11 protein-coding genes are annotated in these 11764 nt (G+C 63.4%); 6 read left to right on the top strand and 5 right to left on the bottom strand.

The genetic code is table 11. The annotated features are described in order from the left end of the window. Nucleotides 1–27: 27 nt before the first annotated feature. A complete protein-coding gene (gene bchE, locus M653_RS01000000132515; protein WP_051442674.1) occupies nt 28–1611 on the top strand; it encodes a magnesium-protoporphyrin IX monomethyl ester anaerobic oxidative cyclase in 1584 nt (527 codons plus the stop codon). Between the two features lie 77 nt (nt 1612–1688). After that, nucleotides 1689–2147: a RidA family protein gene (locus M653_RS0113575; RefSeq protein WP_027143839.1), complete on the top strand. Its 459-nt coding sequence runs from the start codon at nt 1689–1691 to the stop codon at nt 2145–2147. Nucleotides 2148–2173: 26 nt separating this feature from the next. Here the strand turns inward: M653_RS0113575 and argB are convergent, their stop codons facing one another. The 3 genes from argB to M653_RS0113590 all read right to left on the bottom strand — a co-directional run bounded on the left by argB (nt 2174) and on the right by M653_RS0113590 (nt 5263). Then, nucleotides 2174–3067, bottom strand: coding sequence for an acetylglutamate kinase (argB, locus tag M653_RS0113580; RefSeq protein ID WP_027143840.1), 894 nt, complete (start codon nt 3065–3067; stop codon nt 2174–2176). A gap of 162 nt (nt 3068–3229) precedes the next feature. Beyond that, a complete protein-coding gene (locus M653_RS0113585; RefSeq protein WP_027143841.1) occupies nt 3230–4726 on the bottom strand; it encodes an amidase in 1497 nt (498 codons plus the stop codon). A 105-nt stretch (nt 4727–4831) separates the two neighbouring features. After that, a complete protein-coding gene (locus M653_RS0113590) occupies nt 4832–5263 on the bottom strand; it encodes an SgcJ/EcaC family oxidoreductase (protein WP_027143842.1) in 432 nt (143 codons plus the stop codon). A gap of 183 nt (nt 5264–5446) precedes the next feature. Here M653_RS0113590 and M653_RS0113595 point away from each other — a divergent pair, with 183 nt between their 5' ends. From M653_RS0113595 to msrB, 3 genes are all read left to right on the top strand, one after another. Next, complete coding sequence (locus M653_RS0113595; protein ID WP_027143843.1) at nt 5447–5986, top strand: sigma-70 family RNA polymerase sigma factor; 540 nt, start codon at nt 5447–5449, stop codon at nt 5984–5986. After that, nucleotides 5983–6705: an anti-sigma factor gene (locus tag M653_RS0113600; RefSeq protein WP_027143844.1), complete on the top strand. Its 723-nt coding sequence runs from the start codon at nt 5983–5985 to the stop codon at nt 6703–6705. The genes M653_RS0113595 and M653_RS0113600 overlap by 4 nt, the downstream gene beginning before the upstream one ends. A 264-nt stretch (nt 6706–6969) precedes the next feature. Beyond that, the gene (msrB, locus tag M653_RS0113605) at nt 6970–7473 is read left to right on the top strand and encodes a peptide-methionine (R)-S-oxide reductase MsrB (RefSeq protein ID WP_027143845.1); all 504 of its coding nucleotides are present in this window, start codon (nt 6970–6972) and stop codon (nt 7471–7473) included. Between the two features lie 530 nt (nt 7474–8003). Here msrB and M653_RS0113615 read toward each other — a convergent pair. After that, nucleotides 8004–9596: a DHA2 family efflux MFS transporter permease subunit gene (locus tag M653_RS0113615; RefSeq protein ID WP_032935299.1), complete on the bottom strand. Its 1593-nt coding sequence runs from the start codon at nt 9594–9596 to the stop codon at nt 8004–8006. A gap of 74 nt (nt 9597–9670) precedes the next feature. Continuing rightward, nucleotides 9671–10861: an HlyD family secretion protein gene (locus M653_RS0113620; protein WP_027143848.1), complete on the bottom strand. Its 1191-nt coding sequence runs from the start codon at nt 10859–10861 to the stop codon at nt 9671–9673. Nucleotides 10862–10988: 127 nt separating this feature from the next. Between M653_RS0113620 and M653_RS0113625 the strand changes: the two genes are divergently transcribed. Beyond that, nucleotides 10989–11708 (top strand): TetR/AcrR family transcriptional regulator, encoded by a 720-nt coding sequence (locus M653_RS0113625; protein ID WP_027143849.1) that lies wholly within the window; start codon nt 10989–10991, stop codon nt 11706–11708. The last annotated feature ends 56 nt before the right edge of the window (nt 11709–11764 follow it).

Consider the following 11764-nt stretch of genomic DNA (forward strand, 5'->3'; position numbering starts at 1 on the left):
CGCGGACCAACTCCCTGGAGGTCCGCCATGAACATCGTCCTGATCAATCCGCCGCACACAGCCATCGGCAGCCGCGTGCCCGACGATCATTTGCCGCCGCTTGGTCTTCTGGCGATCGGCGCCCCGCTGATCGACGCCGGCCACGAGGTGCGGCTCGTCGATGCCGAGTTCGGGCCGATGCCGCTCGCCTCGGTCGTCGCGGAAGCCCTGAAGGACTGCCCCGACTTCGTCCTGATCGGCCATTCCGGATCGACCTCGGCGCATCCGACCGCCTCGTTGATCGCCGGGATGATCAAGACGCGCCAGCCGGCGACGATCATCCTCTACGGCGGCGTGTTCCCGACCTATCACTGGCGCGACATCCTCGCCGAAACGGACGTTTTCGACTTCATCGTGCGCGGCGAGGGCGAGGCGACCGTAGTGGCGCTGGTCGAGGCGGTGGAAATGCGCCAGCCGCCGGCAAGCGTTGCCGGCATCGCCTATCGCGACGATCTCAATCCCATCGCCACGCAAGCGGCGATGACCATCGCCGACCTCGACGCCTACCGCGTCGGTTGGGAACTGATCGACCACCGCAGATACAGTTACTGGGGCGGCAAGCGCGCCGTGGTCATGCAGTTTTCGCGCGGCTGCCCGCATCTGTGCAACTATTGCGGCCAGCGCGGTTTCTGGACCCGCTGGCGGCATCGCGACCCCGTCAAGTTCGTCAAGGAGATCGCCTGGCTGCACCGCCAGCACGGCGTCGAGCTGATCAACCTCGCCGACGAGAACCCGACCGTCTCGAAGAAGGCCTGGCGCGCTTTCCTGGAGGCGATGATCGCCGAGGACGTGCCGGTGCTGATCGTCGGTTCGACCCGCGCCGACGACATCGTGCGCGATGCCGACATGCTGCACCTCTACCGCAAGGCCGGTGTCATCCGCTGGCTGCTCGGCATGGAGAACACCGACGAGCAGACGTTGCAATTGATCCGCAAGGGCGGCAGCACCTCGTCCGACCGCGAGGCGATAAGGCTGCTGCGAACGCACGGCATCCTGTCGATGGCGACCTGGGTGGCCGGCTTCGAGGATGAGGGATTCCGCGATCTCTGGCGCGGCTTTCGCCAGCTCATCGCTTATGACCCGGACCAGATCCAGGCGCTCTATGTGACGCCGCATCGGTGGACGCCGTTCTTCCGCATCGCTCGCGACCGCAGGGTCATCCAAAGGGACGCCCGCCTGTGGGACTACAAGCACCAGGTGCTGCACATGAGCCGGCTCAAGCCGTGGATGCTGTTCTTTTCGGTCAAGCTGATCGAACTGGCGGTGCAGTCGCGGCCGAAGGCGCTGGCGCGCATCCTGTTCCATCCCGACCCCGAGCAGCGGCATTCGATGCGCTGGTACACAAAAATGGGCCGCCGCGTCTGGTTCCGCGAAGTCTGGGGTTTTCTGGTGACAGACCGCCGGATGAAAGGCGGCCCGACGCTCGCCGAATTCTGGGGCGCGCCGCAGGACGCCGAGGAGGAATCGATGGTCTTCCAGCGTCCGGCGAAGAGACCTGCAACGGTGCCTGCCGCCGTGCTGCATGTGGCGCCGGAGCAGCGTGCCTTTCGCATCTCGCCGCCGCCGGCCTGACCCGTCCCGCCCTGGCCGTCAGCGGCGCACGCGCTAATTTCCAGCGATCGGACGATGGTGACCGGCAGGAGGAAGCGATGGACCTTGTCACGCATAAGAAGATGAAGGGCGGCCGGCTTATGCCTTGGGGCAAAGGCGCCGTCGTGACCGGCGCCAAGGGATATGTCTTTCTTGCCGGCAATACGGGCACGGCCGAGAACTATGACCCGTCGAGCGGCAAGGGTGGCGCCGTTGGCGACGCGGCGACGCAATGGCGATCCATATTGGAGAACATCAAATCGGACCTGGAAGAACTCGGCAGTTCGCTCGAATATCTCCTCAAGATCACACAGTACGTCAAAGGGCCGTTTCCAGACGGCGGCGCGCTGAGCTCGCCCAACTTCCGGCTGGACGTCATGGACGAATTCTTCGCCGAGCACTGCCCGAAGCACTGCAGCTACAACAATCCGCCGCCATCGGAAGTGATCGGGGTTGCAGCACTTGCGCATCCCGATCTCGTCATCGAGATCGTGGCCGTCGCCGCTCTGCCGGACTGAGGACGCCAGGCGCCGAAGCGCAAACGTCAGGGCACGATCAGTGTGCCGGCGCCGTGTTCGGTGAAAAGTTCGAGCAGCACCGAATGCGGCGTCTTGCCGTTGAGGATGACGACGCCTTCGACGCCGCGCTCGATGGCCTCGATGCAGGTCTCGACCTTTGGGATCATGCCGCCCGAGACCGTGCCGTCCTTGATCAGCGCCCTGGCCTCGGCGACCGTCAGCTCGTCGATCAGCTTCTTGTCCTTGTCGAGCACGCCCGGCACGTCGGTGAGGAACAGGAGGCGCGAGGCCTTGCAGGCACCGGCAATGGCGCCGGCGAAAGTGTCGGCGTTGATGTTGTAGGTGTGACCGTCGCGGCCGGGCGCCACCGGCGCCAGCACCGGGATCATTTCGGAGCGTGCCAGAAGGTCGAGCAACGTACGGTCGACCTCGACCGGTTCGCCGACGAAGCCGAGATCGAGCACACGCTCGATGTTGGAATCGGGGTCGATCATGGTCTTGCGCGCCTTTTCGGCGAACACCATGTTGCCGTCCTTGCCGCACAGGCCGATCGCCCATTCGCCCTCGGCATTGATCAGCGCGACGATCTCCTTGTTGATCGACCCGGCCAGCACCATCTCGACGATCTCGACCGTCTTCTGGTCGGTGACGCGCAGGCCGCCCTCGAATTTGGATTCGATCCCCATCTTGGCCAGCATGGCGCCGATCTGCGGGCCGCCGCCATGGACGACGATCGGGTTGACGCCGGACTGCTTCAACAGGGCGATGTCGCGCGCGAAAGCCTTGCCCAGTTCGAGATCGCCCATGGCATGGCCGCCATATTTCACCACAACCGTCTTGTGCTCATAGCGCTGCATGTAGGGCAGCGCGCGCGACAAGAGGGCGGCCTGCATTTCGGCGGTGGCGGCGACGTCCGTCATCGGCGTGGTTCCCTGGCTTCTGGTTCTATGCATGCCGTTGTCCCAAACCGCTGGGCACTTTTGGGCGACATGCATCAGGTGGAGACGGCGGCGTCTTAGCGGCAATTGACGCCAGCCGCAAATGGCATTGCTGTCATATTCGAGCGGTTCACGATGTCGTCATTATGACGGCACCATCAGCGGCGCCCGCCGTGTCAGCCAGCCCGAGATTTTCTCCATCTGCGCGGCGAGCGACAAAAGCGTTTCCTCGTCGCCCGGACGGCCGGCGGCCTGGATGCCGAGCGGCAGGCCGGCATCCGTGACATGGACGGGAAGCGCGATCGACGGCTGGCCGCTGACATTGTGGATCGCGGGCCAATGCGTGAACCAAAGGCTCTTGTCCATCAGCTGGCCGAACAGTGGTTTGATCTTGAGCAAGGAGGTGAGGTGAAGCTTGTCGAGCAGGTTTTCGATCAGTTCATCGGCGCTTTTGGGATCCATGGCACCGCAGGCGAGCGGCGGGTGCGCGATGATGGGCATCAGCACCGCGTCATAGCGCGCGGTCTCCTCGATCAGTTGCCGCGAGGCGGCGTGCAGCCGCTGCAGGCCGGCATAGGTCTCGCCGGCCGAGACCATTTCGCCCAACCGGCCGAGCACGCGTGTGGCGCGCTCGATGTCGCCCGTCACGGAACGGCCGACGCGCAGCGCTTCGGCCCGCAACGAGCCGGCGACGGCGGAGGCGACAGTCGTGCAGAAGTCGGCGAAGAAATCACGGCCGATGAAAGGGAGTTCGATATCCTCGACCGAATGGCCGCCTTCACGGGCGAGCGCCACGGCAATGTCGAGCGCCTTGAGCGTCTCGGCCGAAATCGGCAGGCCAAGCGGCGACTTGCGGTACACCGCCAGCCTGAGCTTGCCGGGATCGCGCGCCGCGGCAGCGGCGAATGTGCCCTTTGGCGGCAGCGCGGCATAAGGCGCCAGCGTGTCTGGACCATGGGTGAGGTCGAGCAGCAGCGCGCAGTCGCGCACCGAACGGGTAACGGCGTGATCGACGACCATGCCGTACCAGCTTTCGCTCACCAGCGGCGACAGCGGGACGCGGCCTCGCGAGGTCTTGAGACCCACAAGCCCGCTGCAGGCCGACGGCACGCGGATCGAGCCGCCGCCATCCGAGGCGTGCGCCACCGGCACGACGCCGGCGGCGACCAGCGCTGCCGAACCGCCCGACGAGCCGCCGGTGGTGTGGCCGGTATTCCAGGGATTGCGGGTGATGCCGAAGGCTTTGGATTCGGTCATCAGCCGCAGCCCGTGCTCGGGCGACGTCGAGGTGACGATCGGGATCAGCCCGGCAGCGAGATAGCGCTCGGTCATCACCGAGTTGAAATCGGGCACCCAGGCCGGAATGCGGCTGCCGCCATGCGACGGCACCCCTTTGATGGCGATGCCGAGATCCTTGATGGCAAAGGGCACGCCGGCCAGCGGCAAGGAGCGGTCGATGCTCTTCGCGCGGATCCGTGCGGACTCATAGAGCGGCTCTGCCGTTGCATTGATTTCGGGGCGGGTGGCCTCGGCACGGGCGATCGCCGCCTCGGTCAACTCGATCGCCGACAGTTCGCCCCTGCGCACCAGACCGGCAAGACCGGTTGCGTCTTCTTCCCACAGGATCCGTTCGACAGACATGCGCGCTCCCCCACCTCCGCCAAGCTAGCCAGCGGCGATTCCCTTGGCAATCCAGGCCGATAGTGTCTCAGTTTGGAATTTGAGCAGCGACTTTTTGTAAGTCGGCTATCTTCCAGAGTTGGAACGGGGAGCAATTGCCCCCGGAACGATGTCGGTGTTCTGGGCAACCTTTATCCGCCAGCCCGATTGTTCTTCCTTCACAACCAGAAGCAGAATGCCTTCTCGTGTTCCGGCGGATGAGCCGTCCGGAGTGGATGCGCCGGTCAGGATCCATGTATAGTGCACTGATGCAAGGCCCGAGGATAATTCAACAACCGACGAGACAACACCCTCCAATCGGCTGTTACGAAACATGGTTTCATGAGTTGCGCGGTGCGCCTGTTCGATCTCGGTGCGGTTCTTCCACCACATGCCCACGACGTTGACGAAATTTGCGTCGTCGGCGAACAACGCTGCGAAGTCGTCCATATCATGTCTGTTCCAAGCATCGGCAAAGGCAGTGGCGGCATCCTCAGGTTTGGCGACCACCAATCCCATGACAAATCTCCGTTGCTTTCCGCTAAAGCGTAGCATGTCGGGGTCATCGCCTCAAATGCGATCGCCGCCTTTTGAATTTCAAACTGGGACACTGCTTCGAGGCATGGTGCGGAAGCGCGAACTTTAGGTGCATGGAATATTTCGGGCGTTGCAAACACAACGCATTTGCCTAATTTGGCACGCATGACGCCGCAGGACATCACCAAGCTGATCGTCCGGACTTCGATGAAGGATCGGGCCGCATTCGACCTGCTCTACCGGCAGACCAGTGCGAAACTTTTCGGCGTTTGCCTTCGTGTATTGAACGACCGGGGAGATGCGGAAGAAGCGCTGCAGGAAGTCTTCGTCAAGATTTGGACGAAGGCGGACCGTTTTGCTGTCTCCGATCTGAGCCCGATCTCCTGGCTGGTGGCAATCGCGCGCAATCATGCGATCGATCGCATCAGGGCGCGGCGCAAGCCTGCCGTCGATATAGATGCCGCGCTCGAGGTGGCCGATCCGGCGCCGGGACCTGAAGCGATGGCGGTGGCGGGCGATGAATTCGGACGCATCCACCACTGTCTCGATGAATTGGAAACGGACCGGGCGGCGGCCGTCCGCGGTGCTTACCTCAAGGGCGAAAGCTATGCCGAACTGGCGGAACGCCACGGCGTGCCGTTGAATACGATGCGTACCTGGCTGCGCCGCAGCCTGATGAAACTCAGGGAATGTCTGGAAAGATGACGCTGGCAGAGGACAACGGACCGGAACGTGGGGGCGACGACCTGTTCGCCGCCGAATACGTTCTTGGCGTTCTGTCGGCGGAAGAGCGGCAGATAGCATCCAGGCGCATCGATTCCGAAGCCGATTTTGCGCGGCTCGTCGACGATTGGGAAGTTCGCCTGTCGTCGCTGGCCGCTGCCTATCCGGAAATCGAGCCGCCGGCTTCGGTGAAGCCGGCGATCGATCGCCGGCTGTTTTCAACCACCGCCGCCGCGCCCGCCGCGCCGCGTGCCGGCCTGTGGTCCAGCCTCGCCTTCTGGCGCGGCCTTGCGGCGGCCGCTGTCGCTGCTCTGGCGCTCTACATCGCCGTCCCCTACCTCAACCCACCGGCCTCGCAGCCGCAGACGCGCCTTGTCGCCTCGCTCGCGGCCGAGGGCAGCGACGTCAAATATCTGGCGGTCTACGACGCTGCCCGCCACGATGTCGGTCTCTCTCTCGTCTCCGGCGAGCGCGCCGCCGGCAAGGACTTCGAGCTGTGGATGATCGAGGGCAAGAATGCTCCGGTCTCGATGGGCGTCATCCCGGCCGGCCAAACCGCGCATGTGACCGTTGCGCCGGCGGTGCAGCAGAAACTCGCGCGGGGCGCCGTGCTGGCCGTCAGCCTTGAGCCTGCCGGAGGCTCGCCGACCGGCCAGCCGACCGGACCCGTCGTCGCCGCAGGCGATTTGAAGGGCATCTGACCGATCCCTCCGGACAGGGTTCTGCTCCCGAAGATGTGATCGGGCAGGAGATGTAACAAGGCGCTTGCCGTGGACGAAGACGCTGCAAGAGCCCTCCGTCGATCGCGTCGTCTCGCTCCCGTGATCCGCAATCGACACGTGTGCTCCGCGCCGCCCACGGTCAACCGTGTACGGCGCGGAGTCTCGTTTTAGGGCACCGTCACCCGCTTTTGACTTTCGGGCGGCGGCATAGTTTGGCAAAACAGACGACAGGAGGAACTGGTCATGAACCGTCGCGACTTTCTTTTGAGCGGTGCCGCCGCTATTGGCGTCGTCGGGGCCGCGGCAACGATGCTGCGCATGGGTAGCCCGCAGGCCGCGCAGGCCGCCGAGAAATTCGAGGTCACCAAGACAGACGAGGAATGGAAGGCCATCCTGTCGCCGGCCGCCTTCGACGTGCTGCGCAAGGAAGGCACGGAGTATCCAGGCACCAGCCCGCTGCTCAACGAACACCGCAAGGGCATCTTCGCCTGTGCCGGCTGCGAACTCCCGGTCTATCCCTCGGAGACGAAATTCGATTCCGGCACCGGCTGGCCGAGCTTCTGGCAGGAGATCGCCAATGGCATCGGTAAGACCGAGGACCGGTCGCTGGGCATGACCCGCACCGAAGTGCATTGCCGCCGCTGCGGCGGTCACCTCGGCCATGTCTTCGACGACGGTCCGGCTCCGACTGGCCTGCGCCACTGTATCAACGGCGTGGCGCTGACCTTCAAACCGACGACCGCCTAACAAGATGGTTCTACGCTTCAAGGAAACGCAGAGCTGCCCTATTGCTGGCCTAGATGCTCGAGATGAGTTGAAAGGCCAGAGTGATCGTTACGACAATCGGTAAAACCGCGCCTAGCACCATCATGGCAAGGATGCAGTGGAACCGGACAGGCTGGGTCTCTCGGGAAATGTTGCCGGTGCTTTGGCTGACAACACCGGCTGCAAACCATCCGCGCAAGTTCGCCAAACAAACACGAACCCACAATGGACAGCCGATCACACACGCCATCAGCAAAATGGCAAGAACCCAAATCTCCATTAAAATAAGATATCCGCAGAAGTTTTAATCATTCGTGCTGCCTGCATCCAGCTTTCACTCAATTCGAGCTTAAGGCGAGCTGCTAAATATCTAGTTTGTCTCGGAATTACGCCAGGTCCAAGCGGATATAAAAAACTCCGGGCTTTGCGGCCCGGAGTTTTTTGCGTGGTCAGAGCTTTTCGGGCGTGGACTGGAGGAGCTTCCCGAAACCGCTGCCCACTTTTTCGTTGCTTCAGTGCCCGCCGCCGCCACCACCGGGCGCGCCCGGCTTCCTGATCAGCATGGTGAAGAAGCCCAGCGTCCCGAACAGTACGGTCAGCAGATAGAACACATCCATGAAGGACAGCAGCGCCGCCTGCTGGTGGACCATGCCCGACAGCTTGGAGATCGCCGCACTTGTGGCGTCCAGGCCGGTGGTCTGCTCGAAATTGAGCGTCATGTTCTGCAGCTTGGTCTGCGCGGCGGCACTGCCCCACTGCACATGCTCGGAGAGCCGGGCATAGTGGAAGGCATTGCGATCGATCAGCACGGTGTTGATGAGGGCAAGGCCGACGGCGCCGCCAAGGTTGCGGGTGAGGTTGAACAGTCCGGACGCGTTCTTCAACCGGTCCGGCGGCAAGGTGCCGAGCGCGATATTGTTGATCGGCACCATGCACAGCATCATCGAGCAGCCGCGCAGGATCTGCGGGATGAGCAGCTCGTAAAAGTCCCAGTCGGCGGTCAGATGCGTCATCCACCAAGTGCCGGTGGCGAAGCCGAACAGGCCGATCATCATCATCAGCCGCAGATCCATCTTGCTCGACAGGATGCCGGAGATGGGCGCGGTGAAGAACATGGCCAGGCCGCTGACGAACAGCGCTTCGCCGATCATCATCGAATCGTAGCCGCGGATGCGTCCGAGGAAGACCGGGTAGAGATAGGTCAGGCCATAGAGGCCGATGCCGATGACGAAGGAAAACAGCGAGCCGAAGGCGAAATTGATGTTGCTGAACGCCTTGAGGTCGACGATCGGCTCCTCGGCCGTGAAGACACGCCAGAAAAAGATCACCGCGCCGATGGTCATGACGATGGCGCATATGAACACGGCCTGGTCCTGCAGCCAGTCGTTGTTCGGACCCTCCTCGAGCACATATTCCATGCAGCCGAGGAAGGCGGCCATGCCGGCGAGGCCCCACCAGTCGAACTTCGAGAACAGCTTGAGATTGGGCTTGTCGAAATCGATCAGCGACCAGGCCGCGGTCGCCACCAGAATGCCCGGTACGACATTGACCAGGAACAGCCAGTGCCATGAAAAGGCGTGGCTGATATAGCCGCCGACGGTCGGGCCGATGGTCGGCGCCAGTGTCGCCACCAGGCCGATCATCGGCGAGACGATGGCGCGGCGCGAGGGCGGGAAGATGGTGAAGGCGGCCGCGAAGACACTCGGGATCATGCCGCCGCCGATGAAACCCTGCACGGCGCGGTAGACGATCATCTGGTCGATGTTGGTGGCGGTCGCGGCAAGGGCGCTGGCCGCGGTGAAGCCGGCGGCCGCGACGGTGAACAGCACGCGCGTCGACAGCATCCGGCTGAGGAAGCCCGACAGCGGGATCATGACCACCTCGGCGATCAAATAGGCCGTCTGCACCCACGGGATCTCGTCGGAGCTGGCGCTGAGGCCGGCCTGGATCTCGGCCAGCGAGGCCGAGACGATCTGGATGTCCAGGATCGCCATGAACATGCCGAACACCATCGCCAGGAAGGCGATGACGCGTCGGGTCGAGATGGTGTCGGGCGCTGCCGGTATCGCCGGCGGCGATCCTGCGGTGATGGTTGCGGTTGCCATGTCCTGAGCCTCCTTGAGGCAGGCCGGACGGCTCGGTGCTTCAATCGGCCACCAAGCCGCCCTCCGAAAAGCGATTAGTTACTTGTCGCGGCAGGCGCGGTGCGGCTGTCGACGGCGACGACGACGCTCAAGCCGGCACGCAGCTTGCCGGTTTTCAGCGCGTCGGCCGGCACCTCGATGCGGACCGGCACGCGCTGCACCACCTTGGTGAAGTTGCCGGTGGCGTTTTCCGGCGGCAGCAGCGAGAACACCGCGCCTGACGCCGGCGCCAGCGAGGAGACGGTCCCCTGGATGGGGTGGCCGTCGATGGCGTCGACCGCGATGTTGACCTTTTCGCCAGGCACGAGCCGGGCAAGCTGCGTCTCCTTGAAATTGGCGACGATATAGAGCTTGTCCATAGGCACGACCACGGCGAGCTTCTGGCCGGGGCTGACCAGATCGCCTTGTTCGACGGAGCGGTTGCCGACGACGCCGTCATAAGGCGCCTTGAGCACGGTGAAGGAGAGATCGCGCGCGGCCTTGTCGCGGCCGAGCTGCAGCGATGCCAGTGTGCTGGCGGATTCTGCGCGCTGCGCCTCGAGCACGCCGATATTGGCTTGCGCGGCGGCGATCTGCGCATCGGCGCCGACGAGCGCGGCCTTGGCCTGGTCGAGCGCGGTCTGGGCGTCGTCCAGCTGTGCCTGCGTGCCGACATGCGTCTTGACCAGTTGCGCGGCGCGCTGCTGGGCACGGCCGGCATTGTCGGCGGCGGCCTGGTCGGCGACCTTCTGCGCCTGCGCCTGCTGCAGGGAGGCCTGCGCGGCCTTGGTCTGCGCGTCGATGCGGTCGAGCGTCTTGGCCAGTGTGGCGATCTGCGCCTCGGCCTGGGCAACGGCGATCTTGTAATCGCCGGCATCGATCGTCAGCAGCGGATCGCCTGCCTTGACCTGCTGGTTTTCGCTGACCAGGATCTGATCGACATAGCCGGAAATTTTTGGCGAGACGAACGACATGTCGGCCTGGACATAAGCATCGTCCGTCGAGATCATGAAGCGGCCCGTGGTCCAGTAATCATAGCCGTACCAGGCGCCGCCGCTCAAAAGGGCAAGGCCGATGATCGGCAGCAGGAAGGAACGCACCGAGCGCTTCTTCTTGGCCGGAGCTTCAGCCTCCGGCGGCGGTGCGACAGCCGGCTGGACATGCACATCGGGCGCTTCCGTCGCCGGGGCGACCTTGGCATTGGGAAAAGGGCGGACTTCGGCGGTGGCAGGCGTGTTCGAGGACATGACATCTCTCTAATGTTATAATACTGAACCGTTCGGTTCGATCTGGCCGTTGACATAGCGCGTAAAGAGGACCATATCAAGAGGAAATCGAACCGGGTGGTTCGAATTATTTCGAGGTGCGATTTATATGGGTGAGACTGTGGGCAACGCTGAGACCGATCCGTGCGAAGACCTGCTGGAAGGTCTGCGCCGCGGCCGGCCGGCGGCTGGACAGGACCCGGTCAAGCGCAGCCAGATCATCGACGGCGCCCGTCGTGTCTTCATTGAAAAGGGCTTCGAGGCCGCCTCGATGAACGACATCACGCGCGAGGCTGGCGTCTCCAAGGGCACCATCTATGTCTACTTCGCCAACAAGGAAGAGCTGTTCGAGGCGCTGATCGAGGAAGAGCGCGGCACCATCTTCAAGAATATGTACGACATGCTCGACCGCGCCGACGACCTGCGCCAGACGCTGATCAAGTTCGGCAAAGTGCTGTCCATGAAGATCACCTCCGCCAGGGTCATCCAGGCGCAGCGTACGGTTATCGGCGCCTCCGACAGGATACCGGACATGGGCGCGCGTTTTTACGAACGCGGGCCCAAGCGCGGCCATGACAAGGTCGTGACCTTCCTCAATGCCGCCATCGAACGCGGCCTGCTCGAGATCGAAGATGTCGATCTCGCCGCCTATCAGTTCACCGAATTGTGCCTGGCCGGTCTTTTCCGGCAGTGCATCTTCGCCTACCGCACGAAGGCCCCGACCCAGGACGAGATCGACCACATCGTCAGGTCGGGCGTCGACATGTTCCTGAAAGCCTACGGCACCGAAAGGCTGGCAGAGGGAGAAAAGACCTTACGTTCATCCTGACAGGACTATCCGAAACGGCCGTCCATTTTTTTGCGGAGGCCGGCTTGACCTCAAGG

The organism is Mesorhizobium sp. WSM3626 (assembly GCF_000513935.1).
GTDB lineage: Bacteria > Pseudomonadota > Alphaproteobacteria > Rhizobiales > Rhizobiaceae > Mesorhizobium > Mesorhizobium salmacidum.